The organism is Kyrpidia sp., from assembly GCF_023512215.1.
GTDB lineage: Bacteria > Bacillota > Bacilli > Kyrpidiales > Kyrpidiaceae > Kyrpidia > Kyrpidia spormannii.
The window spans coordinates 76537-98579 of the sequence record NZ_JAILZZ010000003.1 but is presented as its reverse complement, the minus strand read 5'-3'; the positions used below and the strand labels follow the sequence as shown (position 1 = coordinate 98579).

The following is a 22043-nucleotide window of genomic DNA, read 5'->3' as shown; positions in this document are numbered from 1 at the left end:
AATCGTCGGCATTTGCGGCGATAATGTTTACATACGTTAAATAGCATGCTAATATATAATTACAGACGTAAAAAATAAAATCAAAAGAGGTGACGATATGTGTGTGGGATCGTCGGTTATCTGGACCGGACGGGGGCAGGAGGAGTCGTAGAGGTGCTGTTCCGTATGCTCCAATCCCTCGAAAGGCGCGGCCCGGATGCGGCGGGGCTGGCCGTCTTCGGCGATACATCCGCGCATTCGGGATGGAAGGTTCGCGTACTGCTCTCGGGACCGGATTTGGACCGTGATGAGAAAACCTTGCGGGAGGTTGTAGAAGCGGCCGTCACGGTAACATCCTTTCGCCGGGAAGGACCGTATGTGGTAATGGATTTGGCCGAACTACCGGATTTGGACGCATTGGGAGCTGCTGTGGAGGACGGATTTCTGCGGGGCAGGGCTTCCCTGGTCTACGTCGGAACGGAGGGGGACGTGTGGAAGGCGGCCGGTTCGGTGGAGGGGCTTCGGAAGTTTCTTACTGCGAAAGCTTCGAGCAGTCACGGGATCGGACACACCCGGATGGCGACGGAAAGCCGTGAAGACCTCTTGAACGCACAACCCTTTGTGGCCAAGAAGGTTCCGGACCTGGCTGTCGTACACAACGGTCACATCACCAACCATGTTGAATGGAAATGCAGGTTGGAACGGAGGGGGTATCGGTTTACCGCGGACAGTGACTCCGAGGTCATTCCGGCCTGTCTCACCGAGTGGATCCAACAGGGTGCGACTCTTGAAGAAGCCCTGCGGGAAGCCGGACGGGCGTTTGACGGGAGTTTCACCATCCTGGCGGCAGACGGGCGTTCTGTGGGGTTTGTCCGGGACCGGTTTGCCACAAAACCTCTGGTGATCGCCGAGACTGAGGATTTTATCGCCGTGGCCAATGAAACGGTGGCTGTGGCGCCACTGCTCGGGAGAGATGCGCATGTGTATGAACCGTCTGCAGGGGAGGTGCGCGTATGGTTCAGATCGATTGCCGTTTGAAATCGGCTGTCGACCTAAACCGTGAGATCCGGTTTTTTACAGAACAGGGGGAGAGCGAGGTACACCTCATCCATCCGGAAGGACGGCACAATTTGGCGGTCGGGATTCTCACCTGCGTTCGTGTCACTGTGGAAGGTACGGCTGGCTATTACTGCGGCGGTCTTTGCGACGGCATACGGCTGGATGTCCACGGTGATACCGGATGGGGGCTCGGTGAAAACCTGATGTCCGGTGAAATCTTCGTCTCAGGAAACGCCGGTAGCGCCGCAGGCGCCTCCATGCGGGGCGGAGTGGTTCGGGTGGAGGGATGCGCCGGCCCCAGAGCGGGGATCAGCATGAAAGGAGGGGTTCTCATCATTGAAGGCAGTGTTGGGGCGATGTCGGGTTTCATGATGCAAAAAGGGGCCATGATCATTGGCGGGGATGCCGGTGAAGGTCTTGGGGATTCGATGTATGAAGGTGTGATTCTCGTGGGCGGACGGATTCGGGCCCTTGGCAACGATGCCGTCGTGACGGAACCGAGGCCGGAGGACCTGGATCTCATCCGGAACGTCGGGCTGGATACGGGACTGGACTGGAAACGGGTCGAATCCGGGAAGAAGCTCTGGTACTTCAACAAGAAGGAGTGGGATGTATGGAAGGTCGCTCTGTGACGCGGATCAGCGGCCTGTGGAGGCCAGAGATCATTGAGGATATCCAGGTCAAAACAGGATTGGGGCGTTACCGCATTCGCGGCTTCGGCACGATGCGCCGAGTGCCGTCGTTCGAGGATTTGGTATTCATCCCGGCGAGTCTAACCCGGGTACCGCTTGAAGGGTACCGAGAACGGTGTGAGACGGAAACGGTCATCGGAACTCGATTTGCCAAAGAGCCGCTGGTCTTGTCGGCGCCCGTGATGATCAGCGGAATGAGTTTCGGCGCTTTGAGCCGCAACGCCAAAATCGCTTTGGCGAAGGCAGCCACCCTGGCGGGTGTGAGCACGACCACCGGAGACGGGGGAATGACGGACTTCGAGCGGGAACACTCCGCACGGTTGATTGTCCAGGTCCTTCCGAGCCGCTATGGTCTCGATCCCCATCATCTCGTGTCGGCGGAGGCCGTCGAGGTGGTTGTCGGACAAGGGGCCAAACCGGGAACCGGCGGCCTGCTCCTCGGGCAAAAAGTTTCACCCGTCGTGGCCGAAATGCGGGATCTCCCGGAAGGGGTGGACCAGCGCAGCGCAGTCCGTCATCCCGATTGGATCGGCCCGGACGATTTAGTAATCAAAATTGAAGAATTGCGGAGTGTGACCGATGGGCGGATACCGATTATCGTCAAACTTGGAGCAACCCGGGTCTACGAAGATGTCAAGCTTGCGGTAAAGGCCGGGGCGGACGCGGTGCTGGTGGACGGGATGGAGGGGGGAACCGCCGCTGCCCCGGATCCCCTGATGGATCATACCGGCATTCCGACCCTCGCTGCAGTGACCGAGGCCCGTCGGGCGATTCGGGACATGGGAGTCGAAGGAGAGTTTCAGTTGATTATCGCCGGCGGCATTCGCAACGGCGTGGACGCAGCCAAGGCCTTGGCCTTGGGTGCGGACGCCGTGGCCATCGGAACGGCCGCCCTTATTGCCCTCAACTGTAACCGCCCAATCTACACAGATGACTACAGGGCGATCGGGGCCGAACCCTATGCCTGTCATCATTGTCACACGGGCCTGTGTCCCGTGGGCATCGCCACCCAGGATCCGAACCTGGAGGCGCGGCTTGATCCCGAGGAAGGGGCGGAACGGGTCGCCAATTTCCTGTACTCGATGATTCAGGAGATTCAACTTTTTGCCCGCGCGTGCGGGAAATCCAATGTGCACAACCTCGATAGAGAGGATTTGCGGGCCCTCACGGTGGAGGCGGCCGCCATGGCCAAAGTGCCCTTGGCGGGAACAGAATGGATTCCCGGTGCGAAGTGACGGCGGGGAGGGATGACGGGTGCAAGAGATCCGAACGGCGGATGTGGTGATTGTGGGTGCCGGACTGATGGGGTGTAGTACCGCCCATGCCCTGGCGAAACGGAAAGTGGGTCGCGTTCTCACCCTGGAGAGAGACGTGATCGGTTCAGGAGCAACCGGAAAATCGAGCGGTGTGCTCCGGTGCCATTACGGTCATCCGGTGCTGGCCTATATGGCGTGGAAAAGCTTAGAAACCTTTCGTTTTTCCCATGAAGTCCTTGGAGATGATGTCGGTTACAGGCCCATCGGCTACATGGTCGGGGTGGGTCCCGATAATCTCGCGGCGCTTGACGCCAACCTTCGGATGTTGCAGGAAGTGGGGATTGACACCCGATTTTTGAATCCAGAAGAAGCTCGCCGATTGTGGCCGCAGATGGAGATGGGGGACTTTACCGGATTTGCCTATGAACCCTTGGGAGGACATGCTGATCCAGCACTGACTGTTCAGGCATACGCCCGACTGGCTCGGGAGGCGGGGGCGGAGATTGTCCAGTCCTGTCCCGTGAATCGGATTCTTTTGTCGCCGGACGGGAGCCGCATTGAGGGGGTCGAGTCGACCGTTTTCGGCCGGGTGTACGCCCCGGTTGTCGTCGTGGCTGCCGGGGTTTGGACGCCCTTTTTGACGGAGACGATGGGGTTTCGCGTACCAATTCGAGCTCAGCGCGAACAACTGTTGCTGATCGATCCGGGCACTCCTCTCGGGTCGGTCCCTGTATATTCCGATCTGGTGAATCTGCAATACGGACGTCCGGAGGGAAGCGGCCATATTCTGGTCGGCAACAGCGATCATTCCCAACCCGAGTTCGTCCATCCCGACGATTACGGACGAGGTGTGGATGATGGATATGTGGAGAAGGCTGCGAACAAGTTCATGACACGTTTTCCCACCCTGAGCCAAGCGCGCTTGGTGACGGGGTATGCGGGGGCCTATGAGGTCACCCCTGATTACAATCCCGTGATCGGTTCGTCTCCTGTGGAAGGGTTGTACCTGTGTGCCGGTTTCAGCGGGCACGGCTTCAAATTGTCTCCGGTGGTCGGCGAAATGATGGCATCTTGCATCCTGGAAGGGCACAGTGGTGACCCCAAGATTGATCTGTCCCTGTTTCGGTTGAGCCGGTTTGAGGAAGGACAGCTGCTGACCAGTTTGCACCCTTACCAAGGAGCCGGACAACTTCGGTAGTGATGACCTACTGTTGGCTCTTGACTTTGTCATTTTTGTCAGTGTCAACGTCATTTGGGAATGGGAAGGGACTGTCGAGAACAGTGTGGAATACCGCAGTGAAGCAAAGATACGACATTAGCGGCCGTTTAGCTCGATATATTGTGAAATGCGGGAAGAGTGACCGTTAGCAAGCCCTTCCCTTACAGTCCGGAATGGAAATCATGATCTTGGTACACATATCTTAGTCCGGATATTTTTTATTAGCAGTATTATAGATCTTCCTGTGAGGTGGCTGATAATGTGGAGATTCGACCTGTTGAACTGATTGGAAGACATGTAAAGCTTGTGCCAATGCTGGAATCCCATGTAGATGCTCTGTTTGAGGCGGGAAAATATCCGGAAATATGGGAGTACATGTCGGTGAAAGTTAAGACAAAAGGTGATATGGTACGGCTCGTCCAGCATGCTCTTGATGCTCGAGATCAAGGGACCGAATTCCCCTTTGTAATCATCGAACAAGAAGAGAACAAAGTGGTGGGAAGTACACGCTTTTTAGATATATCTGCAGAACATCGGCACCTGGAGATTGGGTGGACGTGGCTCACCCCAAAGGTCTGGCGAACTTGTGTAAATACGGAATGCAAGTATCTGTTACTGAGTTATTGTTTTGAGGAACTAGGAACCATCCGTGTTCAACTGAAGACAGATGCACGCAATCTGCGTTCTCAGCGTGCCATCGAAAGGATTGGAGCAGTGAGGGAAGGGGTATTCCGGCGCCATCGTATTGTGTGTGAGGGATATGTACGGGACTCAGTGTATTACAGTATAATCGACTCCGAGTGGCCTTTTGTGAAAAATCGTCTTGAAAAATTAATACGGATAGATTGAGCCAGGTGCCACAACGGGCTGTGCTGAAGGCTGAGAAAGCACGTGGAAGGAGGCCGCACTCCCAAAAGACGTGGTAATCCGACATGTCAAGCCCCCGCGGTTGGTATCCGGTCGGGGGTCTTGACATCTCACCGATACACTGGCCTATTTCAGTGCGGCATCGATAACCTCCTTCGTGTAGGCGGTGGAGAGATCCGCGGGTTTGTGGATGACGCCGAATTTTAAAGCGATGTCCGCGGTTTGCTTAAACAGTTGATCGTCGATGGTGCCGATCTTGCTCGGATCCATCCCTTGGGGCAGGACGAGTTTGGCGACTTCTTGCATCATTTTGAGCTGATGATCCCGGGTGGTGCTGCCTTGTTCCACGGATTTCATGACGATGTCCACCGCCTCATCGGGATGATCGATTGCGTACTTCCAACCTTTGACGGATGCCCGCACGAATTTGACCGCCACGTCTTTGTTGGAGGAAAGCCAGTTTTTGTTCGCGAAGAGGTTGTCTTCGAGCATGGCGACCCCCTCCTTGTTCATGTCGATGATGTTCAAATCTCCGGGGGACACGCCTTGTTCCAACACGACGTTGTATTCGTTGTACGTCATCGCCGAAGCGGCGTCCAGTTGTCCGGTCAGGAACTGATCCATGGTGAATCCTTGTTTGATAAACTGCAAATCTTTCTTTGGGTCCAGGTGGTATTTGTCAAACAGGGCCAGAAGTTCGAATTCGTTGCCTCCCATCCAGTTGCCGACCTTTTTTCCCTTCAGGTCGGCAGGACTGTTGATCCCGGAGGTTTTTTTCGAAATGAGGATGAGGCCGCTCTTTTGGTAAATCTGGGCGATCTCCACCAACGGCAGCCCCTGTTCTTGGTGGGCGAGCAGGGAGGCCACCCAGTCGACACCGATGTCGGCGGCACCGTTGGCGACTTGTTGTTCCGGCACGATGTCCGGTCCACCGGGCAGAATCTCCACATCCAGGCCTTCATCTTTGTAAAATCCTTTTTCTTTTGCGACGAAATATCCGGCAAATTGGGCTTGGGGTACCCATTTGAGTTGGAGTTTGACCTTGGCCGAGGGCCCACTGCCGCTTCCGGATCCGGCGGGTGAACTGCCCTCCTGCCCCCCTCCTCCGCAGGCGGTCAGCGCAACGAGACCCACTGCGAGACAGGCGGGAAGCAACCCCTTTGAGATCTTCGAAACGGCAGTTTTCACTGCGTCTGCTGCTCTTTCAAGCATGAGAGATCCTCCTTTTTGACCATCGTCGGTTATGGATTTCGAGAACTTCGATAAGAGGGATGCCAAGGAACGGCCCTCCGCTCCAGCAGGGCGAGCACGGCGTAAAAGAGAATGCCGATCACCGAAGCCGCAACAATGCACGCCCATGCCAGCGGCATTTGGGCGACCTTGATCTGATTGGATAAAAGATAGCCCAAGCCCTTGGATGAAAAGAAAAATTCTCCGACGATGGCCGCGATCATTGCCGCGGTGGCGTTGATTTTCATTGCCGTGAACACGTAGGGCAGACTGTGCGGCAGGCGAAGTCGCCAAAAGACGTCTCTTTTGCCAGCCGCATAGGTGGTCATCAGATCGAGGGCGGCCGGATCCACGGATGTGAGGCCCTTGTATCCGTTGACCGCCATGGCGGCCACGGTGACGGCGGTGACCACGGCAACCCGGGATCCCATACCGTCCCCGAACCACAGGTTCATGACCGGGGCCAGCGCCACGATGGGGACGGCGTTGACGGACGCGGTCAGTCCCAAGCCGGCCTTTCCGATCTTCGGCCACAGGGCGGCGACCAGGGCGACGGCGAAACCCAGGGCGGATCCCAGGAGGAAACCGAAAAAGGCCTCCGCTCCCGTATAGACGGTGTAGGAAAGCAGAATATCCCGGTTCTCGGCCAGGCTCGCTGCAATTGTCGAGGGGAGCGGCAGTTGGTAGGGATGGAGACCGAAGATCCGATGAAAGACGCTTCCCTGCCAGAGAGCCAAGAACAGAATCCCCGCGATCACCGGCCAGGCGAAGGCTCCGAAGGATTTCGCCCCATGTCCCTTGGATCCGCTCCTCGGCACTCCCCCGGAGGAACGGGTCTCATCGGGTTTGGTTTCCGGTTGCATGGCGACCTGGGGAGACGGCCATTCATTGGACGGGGCCTGAGGCAGGTTCACGGCCTTGCGCCTCCTTTCCTCCGAAACTCCGGCTGCCACGGCACAAAAATTCGCTCGATTACTTGAACCAAACCGTATCCCGCCAAGCCCATGAGCGCACCGGTGATCAGGGTGGCCCAGAACATATAGGCGTGGGAAGGACCATAATACAGGTTGCGCAACAAGAGAACCCCGATGCCGTGCTGGGCGCCCATCAACTCCACCAATATCGCCCCGGTCACCGACAGGGGAGCGGCGATTTTCATCCCGCCGGCGAGGGCCGGAAGCGCCGCCGGAAGACGAACTTTCCAATACGTTTGCCAGATGGACGCCGCGTACGTTTTCATCAATTCCACCGTTTGGGGCGGGGTGCCGGTCAACCCGCGCAAAGTGTTCAGTGCGACGGGAAAGAATGTGACATAGGCTGCGATAAGGATCCGGGCGACGTTTTCGTCGTGCACAATGCCGTAGATAATCGGCGCCAATCCAAGGATGGGGACCATCTGGGACGCCGTGGCATACGGCATCAAGATGCGCTCCGCGGTCCTGGACAGGCTCATCAGCAGGGCCAGCGACACGCCGGTAAATGCGCCGAGAGCAAAACCTTCCGCCACTGTTACAGAAGTTACGGATGCCTCTTTGGCCAGGACTGGCCAGTATACGGCAAAGGTCTTGAGCACCTCGTGAACATAGGGCAACCTTGACTGGGCGAGCGGGACCCGTGCGACGTTCGCCAGGATCCAGGAGAGTCCTTCCCACAGGACTGCGAGCGCGATGATGAGCGACGCGGTCGGCCCCCAGCGGGCCAAGGATCCGGAGACCCGGGCCGCGGATAGACGAACGACCGACATGTCGGTTGCCCCCTTTTACGCCGAATCGTTGATCGAATGATAAAAGCGCCGCCGGATGTCGTCGACCAGTTGATGAAACTGGGGCTTCTCCCGGACCTCCGGCGACCGCGGCCGCGGAAGAGGCACTTCGGTAATGGTGTTGAGCCGCCCTGGGTGCGGAGACAGCACGATGACCCGATCGGACAGGTACACTGCTTCGGGAATGCTGTGGGTGACAAAAATCACCGTCTTCCGGGTACGGGACCAGATGCGCAGGAGTTCGTCCTGCAACCGCTCTCGGGTGAACTCGTCCAGGGCGGCAAAGGGTTCGTCCATGAGGAGAATCGGCGGATCCAGGGCCAGGGCCCGGGCGATTGCGACGCGTTGCTGCATGCCGCCGCTCAGTTCCCAGGGATAGCGCCCGGCAAACTGTTCGAGACCCACCAAGGCGAGCAGTTCGGCGGCCTTTTTCTTGCGCTCGGACCGACTTGTGCCCAGAATCTCCAATGGCAACTCCACGTTTTTTTGTACCGAACGCCAGTCATAAAGAACAGGTTGCTGGAATACGATCCCGTATCTCCGTGCGAGCCGCGCCTGTTTTGCATCGGTCCCGGATACGAGAACTCTGCCCTCGGTGGGTTCGAGAAGATCGGCCATCAACCTGAGAAGCGTGGTCTTGCCGCATCCCGACGGACCGAGTAAGGAAATGAATTCTCCCGCTGCCACCGCGAAACTTACCGACTCAAGGGCCATGACCGATTGTCCGGAAGATTCGAATCGCATGGACACTTGGTCCACCAAAATCTCCGGTTCTGGGTGAAGGGATGTTAACATGAAATTCCCCCCTCTCTGTGCGAAAGATGTGTTTCCTCTGTTTATGTGTTATATTTATGTATTATTATATTACGGAATAAGTCTTTTTCGGGCAAGAGTCGATCACATTCGTGCTGTATGAAAAGGTGATCGTGAAACTAGACAAAGTGTATGAAGCTATTTATGTATGTTTTTATTACATTAAAGATTAGAATCCATCACCTTAAGATGGGCGGTTTCATACGGCGACATGGAGGTTGAGAGGAGGGGAGTGGAGAAGATGATAGATTCCACGGCCGTCCGGGCCGGCGATCGATTGCAGGAGAGCATCCATCCGCCTCTTTCGGAATGGGAGGTCGTTCAAGAAGCTCACCGTTGTCTCTACTGTTATGATGCTCCCTGCACGAAAGCCTGTCCCACCCGTATCGATGTTCCTTCTTTTATCCAGAAAATCACGACAGGTAATTTTATCGGAAGCGCAAAGGTGATTTTGGAGGCCAACCCCGTGGGTGCCAGTTGTGCCCGGGTCTGTCCGACGGAGGAGTTGTGCGAGGGCGCCTGCGTTCTCAGTGAGGAAAGGGCCCCGATCCGGATCGGTGATTTGCAGCGCTATGTGACCGACTGGATCCGGGAGCAGGGTGTCGACCTCTTTACTTCAGGCATGCCGACCGGGAAGAGGGTGGCGGTGATCGGGGCCGGGCCGGCGGGACTCTCCGCCGCTCGGGAATTGGCTCTGTTCGGACACGAGGTGGCTGTTTATGAAGCCAAATCTCGCGCCGGGGGATTGAACACCTATGGAATCGTGCCGTTCCGGCTGCCGGCGGAGGTGGCTCTATGGGAGGTGGAACAGGTCAAACGTCTTGGGGTGGTGATACGTACCGGGGTGCGGGTCGGGGAGGATTTTCCTGTGGAGAAAATCGTCAACGAGTACGACGCGGTCGTTCTTGCTTTCGGTATGGGAGGAGTGCCTCTTCTGGGCATCCCGGGTGAAGAGTCGGACGGGGTGTGGGATGCCCTGGAGTTCATCGAGCGGGTAAAAGACGGAAGATTACCGGAAGTCGGGAAGCGAGTGGCGGTCATCGGAGCCGGAAACACTGCGGTGGATGCCGCCACCTGCGCCCTTCGCATCGGCGCGGAATCGGTGACGATGTATTATCGCCGCACTGAACGGGAAATGACCGCTTACCCTTCGGAATACGATTTTGCGAAATCGGAAGGGGTGGAATTTCGTTGGTTGTGTGCGCCGGTGCGAATTCTTGCCGATGGAAGGCGCGTGCGCGGGGTGGAATTCGTGCGCATGCGTTTGGACGCAGCGGACGATTCAGGAAGGCCGCGTCCCGTTCCCATACCTGGGTCTGAGTTTACGGTGGAGGCCGATGCCGTTATCCGGGCGATCGGCCAATCGCGGCGAACGGAACTGGTGGATCGGCTCGGACTCACTCATGACGACGGCGTCATCCGCGTGGACGAACAGATGCGGACCAGTCATCCGAAGATCTTCGCGGTCGGGGATTGTGTCTTTCAAAAGGGGCGGGGAGAAGCCATGGTGGTCGAAGCGGCCGAGCAGGGGAAACGGGCGGCCGCGGCGGTGCACCATCTGCTGGTGGGCGGTTCGGAGAGAAGTGGGGGTGAACAGGATGGCTAATCTCGAGATCAATCTGGCCGGGATCAGGAGCCCGAATCCCTTTTGGCTCGCTTCAGCTCCGCCGACGAACAGCGGGTACCAGGTCATGCGCGCCTTTGAGGCCGGTTGGGGAGGGGCTGTTTGGAAGACGCTCGGCGACCCCATCGTGAATGTCTCTTCGCGCTTCGGCGCTCTGAACGTGAAAGGGATGCGAATGGTCGGGATCAACAACATTGAGCTGATCACCGATCGGCCGCTCGAAGATAACCTTCGGGAAATTCGCGAGGTGAAGCGGGCGTTTCCGGATCGGGCGGTGATCGCGTCACTCATGATGGAACCGAAAAAGCGGAGATGGCAAGAACTGGTCAAACGAGTGCAGGACGTCGGAGTGGACGGTTTCGAGTTGAACTTCGGCTGTCCACACGGCATGTCCGAGCGGGGGATGGGGTCGGCGGTGGGGCAGGTTCCGGAATATGTGGAACAAACCACCGCCTGGGTGACCGAAGTGTCGGAGGTGCCGGTCATCGTCAAATTGACCCCCAATGTGACCGATGTGCGTTATACCGCCAGGGCGGCGGTGCGAGGCGGCGCGGCGGCCGTGAGCATGATCAACACGATCAACAGCCTGATCGGCGTCGATCTGGATACCTGGTATCCGATTCCTCACGTGGACGGACTCGGCGCCCACGGCGGCTACTGCGGTCCGGCGGTCAAACCGATCGCGCTGCACATGGTGGCCGACTGTGCGCGCGACCCTGAGGTTCGGGTTCCCATATCCGGGATCGGGGGGATTTCCACCTGGCGGGATGCGGCGGAGTTCATCCTCATGGGGGCAACCAGCGTCCAGGTGTGCACCGCGGTGATGCACCACGGGTTTCGCATTGTGGAGGACATGATCGACGGGCTCAACCGTTATTTGGACGAAAAAGGGTTGGCCTCGGTGATGGAGTTGGTGGGTCGGGCGGTGCACCGCTACGTGGACTGGAGCGATCTGAATTTGGAGTACAAAATCGTCGCCCGGATCAACCAGCAAAGGTGCATCCAGTGCAACAAGTGCTACATTTCGTGTGAAGATGCGGCGCATCAGTGCATCGACCGGGTGCAGACGGAATCCGGTAGGACGATGCTTGTCGTGGATGAGTCCGAGTGTGTGGGATGCAACTTGTGTTCCATGGTTTGTCCCGTCGACTGCATTGACATGGTCCGGGTCGATACGGGCCGGCCCCCCCAGACCTGGCGGGACAGATCCAACAGGCCGGAGAGCAAATTGTGCAGTTGTCCGATTACGTGTGATGAGGTTCACAGCCATCCAAGGAGGGGATCAGTGTGTCCACGGTGATTCGCGGAGGCACCATCGTCACTGCCTCAGATATCGTTCGGGCGGATGTATTGATCGAGGACGGTATCGTCACAAGTATTGCCGCAAACCTCCCCGCGGCGGGCCACGACGTGGTGGACGCCACGGGCTGTTATCTCTTTCCGGGCGGGATTGATCCTCACACTCACCTGGATATGCCTTTCGGGGGTACGGTGACAGCGGACGACTTTCGCACGGGGACGATCGCCGCCGCTTTCGGAGGAACGACCACAGTGATCGATTTCGCCCTGCATGCCAAAGGGCAAAGCCTGCATGACGCCGTCCGCATTTGGCACGGCAAAGCCGAAGGCAAAGCGGCGGTGGACTACAGTTTTCACGTGATGATCGGGGATCTGCGGGAAGACGTGATGCGGGAGATTCCCGACGTCGTCGAGCGAGAAGGCGTCAGCTCCTTCAAAGTGTTCATGGCTTACAAGGGAACGTTTCAGGTCGACGACGAAACGTTGTTTCGAACCCTGCGCATGGCGGCGGATGTGGGGGCATTGGTGCAGGTCCACGCCGAAAACGGCGATGTGATCGACGTGCTGGTACGGGAGGCCCTGGCCAAAGGGCAGATTGAGCCCAGATACCACGCGCTGACCCGTCCTCCCGAGGCCGAGGGAGAGGCGACTGCTCGGGCGATTCGGCTGGCGGAGATCGCCAAGGCGCCGCTGTACGTGGTTCATGTCACGTGTGCCCAGGCGGCGGATGCGATCAGTGACGCCCGAAAACGAGGACTCCCCATTTATGGGGAAACATGCCCGCAGTATCTCGTCTGCGATATAGGCGATTATGACCGTCCCGGGTTTGAGGGAGCCAAATACGTCATGTCGCCGCCTCTCCGGGAAAAATGGCACCAAGATGTCCTGTGGGGTAAGCTGGCCAATCTGGAGTTGCAGGCTTTCGGATCGGACCAGTGTTCATTTAATTTCAAAGGGCAAAAGGAACTTGGACTCCACAATTTCTCCCTCATTCCCAACGGGGCGCCGACCATCGAGGATCGGATGGCGATTCTGTACCATTTCGGGGTGAACGAAGGGCGGATCGGCCTGAACAAGTTCGTGGCCCTCACCTCCACGAATGTGGCGAAACTGTTCGGCCTCTTTCCGCGAAAAGGGACCATTGCCGTGGGCAGTGACGCCGATATTGTGATTTGGGATCCGGAGGTTGAACGGACCATCACCGCGGAAACCCACCACATGAACGTCGATTACAATCCATTTGAAGGCATGCGGGTGAAAGGAAAGCCCCGCAAAGTGTTTTTGAGAGGCCACCTGATCGTGGACGGCGATTCCTTCCTTGGTGAACCGGGCATGGGGTCGTTCCTGCGCGCGGGGCGGTTCACTCCGGTCCATCTGTGATCGTGTCTTTCGTGCGGGGCGGTTCCTTCCATCGACGAAGCGAAAGGGGTATGTATCGATGCAGCGTTTTGTTAAAATCGGGTTGATTCAGGCACATCACGATGTGGACGGCCATGAACCGGTGGAGGTGCACAAAGCCGCCGCGGTGGAGAAACATATCGGCCTGATTCGGGAAGCGGCGGCAAAAGGCGCACAGATCGTCTGTCTCCAGGAGCTTTTCTACGGGCCGTATTTCTGTACGGAGCAGAATCCGAAATGGTATGCCGCGGCGGAACCGGTTCCGGACGGCCCTACGGTGAGCCGAATGCGGGATCTCGCGAAGGAGTTGGGCATCGTGCTCATTGTGCCCCTCTACGAAATGGAGATGCCGGGGGTGTATTACAATACGGCGGCGGTGATCGATGCCGACGGCACATACCTGGGCAAATATCGAAAGCACCATCTTCCTCATGTTCAGGCCGGTCCCGCAGCCTGCGGATTTTGGGAGAAGTACTATTTTAAGCCGGGGAATACGGGCTACCCGGTTTTCGACACGGCGTTTGCCAAAGTCGGGGTTTACATTTGCTATGACCGGCATTTTCCGGAAGGAGCCAGGATTCTCGGATTGAACGGGGCCGAGGTCGTGTTCAACCCTTCGGCGACCACAGCGGGATTATCGGAGTACCTGTGGAAACTCGAGCAGCCGGCCCACGCCGTCGCAAACGGATATTATCTGGGGGCCATCAACCGGGTGGGGTGGGAGGCGCCGTGGAATATGGGCGAATTTTACGGCCAGTCGTATTTGGTCAATCCGCGCGGTGAGTTCGTGGCCGTGGGGAGTCGAGACAAAGATGAAGTGGTCATCGGGGATTTGGATCGGGAAATGATTCTCGAGGTGCGGAACCTGTGGCAGTTCTATCGCGATCGCAGGCCGGAAACGTACGGCGCGATGGTCGAGTTGCTGCCGTAGAAAGTCGCGTGCCGGGAGGACCGTCCCCTCCCGGTTTTTACGTCTTTGTGCCCGATATGTCGCGATTTTAACCCGGACGGGAAAGCGAGGAGGAAGAGCATGAACATCAATGTGCAGCGGCTGTCGCGTCGACTGGCAGAACTATCGGAAATCGGCAAGATCGAGGAAACAGGTGTCTGTCGGCCCGCCTTGTCCCCGGTGGAAAAACGAGCGTTCGACCTGGTCGGCGGTTGGATGGAAGAGGCGGGGATGAAGGTTCGGATTGACGACTTCGGCAACCTCATCGGCAGGCTGGAAGGGGAAGATGCGGCGGCTCCGGTGCTGATGATCGGTTCCCATTTGGACTCTCAACCCTACGGCGGGCGCTTCGACGGTGCGGCCGGAGTTCTTGCCGGTGTCGAGGCGGCCGCTGCACTGGCGGAGCAGGGCATTCGGCCGGTTCGGCCGGTAGAGGTGGTGTCGTTCTGCGATGAGGAAGGGTGGCGATGGGGGAAAGGGCTGTTCGGTTCCAGGGGAATCACCGGCCGACTGGAGGTCGAGGACCTGAAACGCACGGATAAGGATGGAGTGACACGAGAGCAGGCACTTCGGGATTTCGGGTGCGATCCCGACCGAATGGCGGAATCCGTGTACCCGCCCGGCAGTATTCATGCGTACTTGGAACTGCACATTGAGCAAGGGCCCGTGCTGGACCGATTGCAGGTTCCTCTGGGAGTGGTCACGGGCATTTCCGGTCCGGTTTGGTTGACGGTTGAATTCCGGGGATTCGCCGGGCACGCCGGATCGGTTCCGATGTCGCTGCGGAGGGACGCGTTGGTCGGAGCGGCGGAGGCGATCCTCGCGCTGCGCCGGATTGTCGCGCAAGAAGAAGGCAGCCCCGGCGTGGGAACGGTGGGAGATCTGAAGGTTTTCCCCAATTCCCGGAACATCATCCCGGAGGCTGTCACGTTTACCGTGGACCTGCGGGACATCGACCTCGAACGCCGGAACCGGTACGAACGCGAACTGCGCGAAACCATCGCATCAATTGCGGCACGGCACGGGCTTGATTACACCATTCGCGACGACTTCCGGAGCGAGCCGCGGTACTGTGCGGAGTGGATTCAGTCGCTCATCCGGGAAGAAGGCAGAGGGCTCGGGTATGATTTGCCGGCGCTGATGAGCGGTCCGTTTCATGACGCGTTGGCGCTGTCGTACGTCTGTGACTATGGCATGATCTTTGTCCGTTGTAAAGACGGGATCAGCCACAATCCTTTGGAATTCACGTCAACCGAGGATCTCGCGCTGGGGACGGAGCTGCTGTTTCGAACCGTTCGCCGAATGATCCAATCCAAACCGGTTGAGCGTTCATGGACAGGTGACAAACATGAGTAGACCATCGATCAAGGAATACGAGGCTGTTGCTCCGGTTGCGGCGGCCGACCGCAATCTGGGCTTCGGCGACCTCCTCGCCACGTGGGTGGGCGCCAACGCCAACAACGGCACCTGGTATGTCGGCGGCGTCGTCGCTGGTGCGGCATTTGCCGGTGCGACGCTGGTTACACTGGTTGCCAATCCTATCGCCTACGTTGTCATGGCCCTCATCGGTTTTATCGGGTTTAAGGTGGGTACGTCCACCATGGCTCTCACCCGCCCGTCTCTGGGTATTCGAGGAAGTTATCTGCCTTCGATTCTGAACACGATCCAGTTTTTGGGGTGGACCGCCGTCAATACATTTATCGCGGCCATCTCTGTCGGTTATATTCTCAAAGACACATTGGGTTGGCCGGCACTGGGCGATCCGGGTGGGAACCGGAGCATGCTGTTGGGAATCGGCATTATGAGCATTTTACACCTGGTGTCCATCGCACTGGGCCACCATTCTGTTAAAATGATCGAGAGAGTGGGCGTCATCCTGGTGTTGATTCTGGGCCTTTGGGAGACCGTCGTCGTTCTGCAGCACATATCGCTCTCGCAGATCCTGACGTGGCGGCCTCCCGTCGATCAAACGCTGCCGCTTGGGAAGGCAATGGATGTGATGGCCGCCTTCAGCCTGGGATGGGTACCGGCCATTGCGGAATTCACCCGGTATACGAAAAACGCCCGCTCAGCGGTGGTGGCCCCGATGATCGGGGCAAACCTGGGCTTGTTTTGGTTTGCGTTTGTTGGCATCATCGGAGCCATAGGCGCGGCGATCAGCACCGGAACCTATGACCCCAATAATTCCGATCCCAGCACCATCGTCAGTAAACTGGGGCTCGGCGTTATCGCGCTATTGGTGATCATCATCACCAGCACCACCGCGAACGCGGTGAATCTCATGGCGGCGGGCATTTCGCTCACCAACATCACCCGGCGAATCAAGCCGATTGCCGCACTGTGGGTCGTCACCATCGTCGCGGCCGTCCTCACCTGTGTTCCTTTGGTTGTTGGCAATTTCCTTGATTCGTTTATCGTATTTCTGGATTACATTGGAATGGTGTTTGGCCCCCTTTGCGCCATCGTCATTGTCGATTACTTTTTCGTGCGGAGAGGTCGCTATCGTGCGGAAGCATTCACCGACCTCTCGGGGGAGTACGCGTACACCGGCGGCGTCAACTGGCGGACCATGGCGGTGTGGGCGATCGGGGTGGGATTCTTTCTCGCCGTTCGGAACGTCGATGTCCTCTCCAATTCGATTGGTGCCACATATCCAACCATGATTTTAACGGGGATTCTCCACTATGTTCAATGCAGAATCAAACCCGACGCGAGGATCGAACGAGGTGAACCTGCCGCATGATCGATTTATTGGTCAAAGGCGTACGACTGTACGGCAGAGAACATACCTGGGATATCGCGGTGGCGGATGGCCGGATCGTCACGATCCGGCCATCGGATCGACAGACTGAGGATACCCGGGATGTGCGAAATGTGATCGACGGGACCGATCTTTTTGCTTTGCCTCCTTACGTGGAGCCCCATATTCATCTCGATGCCGTTCTGACCGCGGGAGAACCCCGCTGGAATGAGAGTGGAACATTATGGGAAGGCATTCAATGCTGGTCAGAAAGAAAGCCGAAGTTAAACATCGAAGATGTGAAACGAAGGGCGACGGTCGCGTTGCAATGGATGTTGGCCCAAGGAATCCAGTATGTCCGCACCCATGTCGATGTGACAGAGCCAAACCTCAGCGGCTTAAAGGCGTTACTTGAAATCAAGGAGAAAGTGGCGCCGAAGATTTCGCTCCAAATTGTAGCATTTCCCCAAGAAGGCATATACTCGTACGAGCGCGGGAGGGGCGCGGAACTACTCGAAGAGGCCCTGCGCATGGGTGCCGAGGTCGTCGGTGCCATTCCGCATTTTGAGTACATCAGAGAGTACGGAGTACAGTCGATCGACTTCTGTTTTGCCATGGCGGAAAAATACGACCGCAGAATTGATGCTCATTGTGACGAAATTGACGATGAGCAGTCTCGCTTTGTAGAGGTGGTGGCCGCCAGAGCATTGGAGACCGACATGAAAGACCGCGTCACGGCTAGCCACCTGACCGCCATGCACTCCTACAATGGGGCTTACGCGTACAAACTGTTTGCGCTGATGAAGAAGGCCGACATCAATGTGGTGGCCAACCCCCTCACCAACATGACACTGCAGGGACGCTTTGATGCGTATCCCAAACGCCGCGGGATTACGCGGATCAAAGAATTGTTGGAGGCCGGGATCAATGTCTCGCTGGGCAACGATTGTATTATGGATCCGTGGTATTCCTTGGGAACCGGGAATCCCCTGCACCCGGCGTTTATGGCGATCCATGCCGGGCATTTGACCGGTCGGCGGGAAGTGATGGCGGCCGTGGACATGATCACATGGCGGGGCGCGCGAGCCTTGGGAGTGGAGGATGCATACGGCATCGACGTGGGAAAACCGGCCAATTTCAACCTTCTGCCCGTCGAGGATACATGGGATTTGATGCGGAGAATGCCCCTTCCCCGATACGTCATCTCCCGTGGGCAGGTGGTCGCTGAAACTCCGGTGCCGCGAACCACGGTCAGGTGGGATGATACGGTTCATGAGATCGACTTCCGACGGTGATAAACGGGTTTCTTCAAGACCGCGGCAGGGCCGGCGCGGGTCAGGTCAGTTGATGGCGCCGCCGGGAGTGGATCCGAGGCGCAAAACGCCCGTGGAGAGGGTGTAGGCGCCGACCCGGCAGGGCGGTCTTCGACCAAGCGGGAAGCCGGCACCGGGAAACCGAGTAAGACCGGTGCCCCTGTCCCGTGAGGGGTCGGTGTTTGAAACTGATATACATGTTTCAGGTAACGGTTTATCTTGGCAGACTTGAGGCATGAGGACGGGGCGGTGGATTTTGTGATTTTCGACCATGGCGATCTGCCGGACCGCTCCGAAGCGCTACGCGGTTTGTGAAGGCCATCGTGATTCCTCTGTGTGGTATGGTTCTTGTGAGGAATCTTACGATGGCCCTGCTTTTTTAAACCGGCAGTTCCTTATCGATCTCCACCTTTGCCCGTTCCCTCATCATGGCCGTGGCGATGATGGTGATGATGGCGTTGATCACGATGTACACGCTAATGGAGTACCCAGTTCCGTATGTGTGGAGCAGCCAGGTGGCGATGAGGGGTGCCGGGCCGCCCGCCACCACCGAAGCCAACTGATAGCCGATGGAGGCTCCGCTGTACCGCAGATTGGTCGGAAAATGTTCCGCGATAAAGGCCGCCTGGGGGCCATACAGGGCGTCGTGGGGGATCATGGACACAATGATGGCCAAGAAGACCAACGCCGGGATTCTCGTGTCGAGCAGGCCAAAGTACGGGAACGCGTACAACAACACCAGCACGGCACCCGCCATATACATATTTTTCCGCCCCACCACATCGGACAAATGGCCGAAAAAGGGAATGGTAAACAACGACAAGATCCCCGCGGTCGTGGTCGCCAGGGTGAGAAAACCCTCGCCAAATCCCAGGGTTGTTTTCCCATAACTCAGAACAAAGGAGATAAAAATATAAAAAGGCGCCTGTTCAGCCATGCGGATCAGGGCGGAAAGGACAATCTCCTTGGGATGCCGCCGGATCACTTCCACGACGGGAACCGCAATGACCTTCCGCTCCTCGACGACCTTCTGGAAATACGGGGTTTCCATGACTCGCAGGCGGATAAACAGGCCGATGGCCACGAGCACCAAACTTAGCAAAAAGGGAATCCGCCACCCCCAGGTGAGAAATCCCGGGCCAGAAATGGCGATAAACAGAGCCACCGTCCCGGAGGAGAGCACCAGGCCCAAGGGCACCCCCATCTGCGGCCAGGACGCCATCAGTCCCCGGCGCCGCTGGTTGCCCCACTCCATGGACAGCAACACCGACCCGCCCCATTCCCCGCCGACCCCGATACCCTGCAACATCCGCAGTATCGTGAGCAGGATGGGGGCCCAGAGACCGATGGACGTGTAGGTCGGCAGGATCCCGATGATGGCGCTGCTCACGCCCATCAGCCCCAAGGTGATGATCAACGTCGCTTTCCGCCCGAGGCGATCCCCGTAATGGCCGAAGATCGCCGCGCCGATGGGACGCGCGGCGAAACCCAACGCATAGGTGGTAAATGATTGCAATGTTCCGACGTATACATCGGATTTTGGAAAAAACAGATAAGGAAAAGCCAAAGCGGCCACTGTCCCGTAGAGGAAAAAATCATACCACTCGATGGCCGTGCCAATGGTGCTGGCAATGGCCGCCCGCCGAACTTGGGTGCTGCGGGCGGCATCCTTGATTTGGGACATTGATGACAACCCCCTCTCTCCTTACTTTCTCGCGCTTTCGGCAACCATCTGTTCAATTTCTCTTTCTGAAAATCCCAAGCCCCCGAGGATCTCTCGGGAATGCTCCCCCAGAGCTGGCGGCGGTGCGATCTCGCGCCCTTGCCGGTCCTGATGCAGAAAATGGATCGGCACGCCAATAGTTCGAAACTCACCGATTTTTTTATGATGAAACATTCGGATCATATTTCGCGCCAAAAGCTGTGGGTCGGTGTAGAGCTCGGACAATCGATAGATCGGGCCTGCCGGGATTCGGCGACTCCGAAACAGTCCGACCCATTCCGCCGTAGTTCGCGATTGAAACAAGGGTTGCAGCAGCTCCACCAGCTCTTGCCGGTTCTGCACCCGCCGGGAGTTGGTACAGAAGCGCGGATCTTCCATCCATTCCGGGCGCCCCATTGCCTCGCAAAATCTCCTCCACATCTCATCGTTTCCCACAGCAACATTAAAATAACCGTCTTTAGAGGCAAAACTCTGGTATGGTGCAATATTCGGATGGGCGTTGCCGACGGGTGTCGGATCTTCTCCCGTGGCGAAAAAATTCGTCGCTACGTAGGTTTGCCACGAAATCACTGCATCGAGGAGGGACACGTCGATCCACTGCGCCCCCACCTTCTCCCGATTTAACAAGGCTGTCAGAATGCCAATGATCGCCCACATCCCGGCGCCGATGTCCGCGACGGAAAAACCCACCTTGGTGGGCGGCCCGCCCGGCTGCCCGGTGGAGCTCATGATCCCGCCCATCCCCTGGGCGATGAGATCATACCCCGGATCGTCCCGGTACGGCCCGGTTTGACCGAATCCAGAAATCGAAGCGAGAATGATCCGGGGATTGATTCGCCGCAGGACTTCGAAGCCAAATCCAAGCCGCTCCAGCGTCCCGGGACGGAAATTTTCCACCACGACATCCGCCCGGCGAATCAGCCTTTTCAGCGCTTCCTTACCGAGGGGCGTTTTGATATCGAGCACCACACTCCGCTTGTTCCGGTTGACACTGAGATAATAGGCACTTTCCCCTTTCACGAAGGGCGGGCCCCACCTTCGCGTGTCGTCTCCCCCGGGGGGTTCGACCTTAATCACTTCGGCCCCCATGTCGGCAAAATACATCGTGCAAAACGGGCCGCTCAGGATTCTGGTCAGGTCGACGATGGTCAAACCCGCTAAATCGGTCATTGTCCATCCCCCCTCGGTGTATCCGCGCAGGTTTTGACCGCGTCTGGCCTCCTTTCAAAGCGGTGTGCCCGTTTTGCGGCAAAGGCGGAAACGGCCGGGAAAAAATCGGGCCCGTACACCCAGTTGCGGCCACGGCGGTTTTCTGCTTGTTCCATTTCCTCCATCTGGGCTTCGGCGATGACTTTTCGCACACTTTCTTTCATGGCCAGTACTGAAGCGCGGGATTGACGAAGAATGGTCCGCACCATGCGGATCGTGTGGTCTGTCAGGTGCTCGGGCGGAACCACGTCGTTCAGAATTCCCATGGCCCGGGCCATGTCGGCATCGAGGATGCGTCCGGTGAACACCAGATCTTTTGCTGCAGATGGCCCAAGTTCCCGCAGGATGCGGCGGACAAAGGGCGGCTGCAGGGTGATGCCGAGCTTGCCGACGGGGATCCCGAGCTTGGCGCGGGATGTCCCCAGCCGCAGATCGCAGGCGAGGGTCAGCACAAAGGCGGCCCCATAGGCTCCACCATCGATGGTCGCAAGAGTCGGAATGGGTAACGATTCCACCGCTGCAATGGTATTTTCCATCAGCTCAAAGGCTTGGTTCACCTCCGCTTCCGTGAGGGAGGCGAACTCCTTGAGGTCGCTGCCCGACGAAAAATCTCCCCCGGCTCCGCGAATGACCAGGAGACGGGTTTTGGCCGGCAAATGTCGCACCCAGTCCCCGAGGGTCGCCCAGGCCGAACGGTTGAGGGCATTCTTTCGGTGGGGCCGCTTGATCGTCAGAACCGCCACCGGCCCGGTGAGCTGCAGCCAAACTGCCGACCCCGGCTCAAACTGGCGAACCGTTACCCTCATCTCTCTCACCTCCTTTTGAATAGGGACAAACGCGAATTGTCGATTGTCGACAATTTCTGTACCCAGTATAAAACAACCAATGCCCGACGTCAATGCAAGAATAGA

Annotated in this window: 19 protein-coding genes; 12 read left to right on the top strand and 7 right to left on the bottom strand. The window is 57.7% G+C overall.

Annotation, left to right across the window (positions count from 1 at the left end; genetic code table 11):
- Nucleotides 1-99 precede the first annotated feature (99 nt).
- The 5 genes from K6T64_RS02675 to K6T64_RS02655 all read left to right on the top strand — a co-directional run bounded on the left by K6T64_RS02675 (nt 100) and on the right by K6T64_RS02655 (nt 5054).
- On the top strand, nt 100-1017 hold the full coding sequence (locus K6T64_RS02675) for a class II glutamine amidotransferase domain-containing protein (RefSeq protein ID WP_288008455.1): 918 nt from the start codon (nt 100-102) through the stop codon (nt 1015-1017).
- Complete coding sequence (locus K6T64_RS02670) at nt 993-1670, top strand: GltB/FmdC/FwdC-like GXGXG domain-containing protein (RefSeq protein WP_288008454.1); 678 nt, start codon at nt 993-995, stop codon at nt 1668-1670. The genes K6T64_RS02675 and K6T64_RS02670 overlap by 25 nt, the downstream gene beginning before the upstream one ends.
- Nucleotides 1652-2965, top strand: a complete 1314-nt coding sequence (locus K6T64_RS02665; protein WP_288008453.1) for an FMN-binding glutamate synthase family protein — start codon at nt 1652-1654, stop codon at nt 2963-2965. The genes K6T64_RS02670 and K6T64_RS02665 overlap by 19 nt, the downstream gene beginning before the upstream one ends.
- A gap of 19 nt (nt 2966-2984) precedes the next feature.
- Nucleotides 2985-4184 (top strand): NAD(P)/FAD-dependent oxidoreductase, encoded by a 1200-nt coding sequence (locus K6T64_RS02660; RefSeq protein ID WP_288008452.1) that lies wholly within the window; start codon nt 2985-2987, stop codon nt 4182-4184.
- 282 nt (nt 4185-4466) lie between these two features.
- Nucleotides 4467-5054, top strand: coding sequence for a GNAT family N-acetyltransferase (locus tag K6T64_RS02655; RefSeq protein WP_288008451.1), 588 nt, complete (start codon nt 4467-4469; stop codon nt 5052-5054).
- Between the two features lie 144 nt (nt 5055-5198).
- Here the strand turns inward: K6T64_RS02655 and K6T64_RS02650 are convergent, their stop codons facing one another.
- Genes K6T64_RS02650 through K6T64_RS02635 form a run of 4 tightly spaced genes read right to left on the bottom strand, consistent with a single transcriptional unit; the run spans nt 5199 to nt 8859 of the window.
- Complete coding sequence (locus K6T64_RS02650) at nt 5199-6284, bottom strand: ABC transporter substrate-binding protein (protein ID WP_288008450.1); 1086 nt, start codon at nt 6282-6284, stop codon at nt 5199-5201.
- Nucleotides 6285-6313: 29 nt separating this feature from the next.
- Nucleotides 6314-7216 carry an ABC transporter permease gene (locus K6T64_RS02645; RefSeq protein WP_288008449.1) on the bottom strand — a complete coding sequence of 301 codons (903 nt, stop codon included), beginning with the start codon at nt 7214-7216 and terminating at the stop codon, nt 6314-6316.
- Nucleotides 7213-8046, bottom strand: coding sequence for an ABC transporter permease (locus K6T64_RS02640; RefSeq protein ID WP_288008448.1), 834 nt, complete (start codon nt 8044-8046; stop codon nt 7213-7215). Before K6T64_RS02640 ends, K6T64_RS02645 begins: the two co-directional genes overlap by 4 nt.
- A 15-nt stretch (nt 8047-8061) precedes the next feature.
- A complete protein-coding gene (locus K6T64_RS02635) occupies nt 8062-8859 on the bottom strand; it encodes an ABC transporter ATP-binding protein (RefSeq protein WP_170086546.1) in 798 nt (265 codons plus the stop codon).
- 259 nt (nt 8860-9118) lie between these two features.
- Between K6T64_RS02635 and K6T64_RS02630 the strand changes: the two genes are divergently transcribed.
- From K6T64_RS02630 to codA, 7 genes are all read left to right on the top strand, one after another.
- Nucleotides 9119-10483 (top strand): NAD(P)-dependent oxidoreductase, encoded by a 1365-nt coding sequence (locus K6T64_RS02630; RefSeq protein WP_288008447.1) that lies wholly within the window; start codon nt 9119-9121, stop codon nt 10481-10483.
- Entirely contained in the window at nt 10476-11801 is a 1326-nt protein-coding gene (gene preA, locus K6T64_RS02625) for an NAD-dependent dihydropyrimidine dehydrogenase subunit PreA (RefSeq protein ID WP_288008446.1), read from the top strand. The genes K6T64_RS02630 and preA overlap by 8 nt, the downstream gene beginning before the upstream one ends.
- Complete coding sequence (gene hydA, locus K6T64_RS02620; RefSeq protein ID WP_288008445.1) at nt 11789-13180, top strand: dihydropyrimidinase; 1392 nt, start codon at nt 11789-11791, stop codon at nt 13178-13180. Before preA ends, hydA begins: the two co-directional genes overlap by 13 nt.
- 58 nt (nt 13181-13238) lie before the next feature.
- Entirely contained in the window at nt 13239-14129 is an 891-nt protein-coding gene (locus tag K6T64_RS02615; RefSeq protein ID WP_288008444.1) for a nitrilase-related carbon-nitrogen hydrolase, read from the top strand.
- A 99-nt stretch (nt 14130-14228) separates the two neighbouring features.
- Nucleotides 14229-15503 (top strand): M20 family metallo-hydrolase, encoded by a 1275-nt coding sequence (locus tag K6T64_RS02610; RefSeq protein ID WP_288008443.1) that lies wholly within the window; start codon nt 14229-14231, stop codon nt 15501-15503.
- A complete protein-coding gene (locus tag K6T64_RS02605; protein WP_288008442.1) occupies nt 15496-16890 on the top strand; it encodes a cytosine permease in 1395 nt (464 codons plus the stop codon). Before K6T64_RS02610 ends, K6T64_RS02605 begins: the two co-directional genes overlap by 8 nt.
- Nucleotides 16887-18182: a cytosine deaminase gene (gene codA, locus K6T64_RS02600; RefSeq protein ID WP_288008441.1), complete on the top strand. Its 1296-nt coding sequence runs from the start codon at nt 16887-16889 to the stop codon at nt 18180-18182. Before K6T64_RS02605 ends, codA begins: the two co-directional genes overlap by 4 nt.
- 397 nt (nt 18183-18579) lie before the next feature.
- Here the strand turns inward: codA and K6T64_RS02595 are convergent, their stop codons facing one another.
- Genes K6T64_RS02595 through K6T64_RS02585 form a run of 3 tightly spaced genes read right to left on the bottom strand, consistent with a single transcriptional unit; the run spans nt 18580 to nt 21938 of the window.
- Nucleotides 18580-19884, bottom strand: a complete 1305-nt coding sequence (locus tag K6T64_RS02595) for an MFS transporter (protein WP_288008440.1) — start codon at nt 19882-19884, stop codon at nt 18580-18582.
- Nucleotides 19885-19905: 21 nt separating this feature from the next.
- Entirely contained in the window at nt 19906-21093 is a 1188-nt protein-coding gene (locus K6T64_RS02590; protein WP_288008439.1) for a CaiB/BaiF CoA transferase family protein, read from the bottom strand.
- Nucleotides 21090-21938: an enoyl-CoA hydratase/isomerase family protein gene (locus K6T64_RS02585; protein WP_288008438.1), complete on the bottom strand. Its 849-nt coding sequence runs from the start codon at nt 21936-21938 to the stop codon at nt 21090-21092. Before K6T64_RS02585 ends, K6T64_RS02590 begins: the two co-directional genes overlap by 4 nt.
- Nucleotides 21939-22043 lie beyond the last annotated feature (105 nt).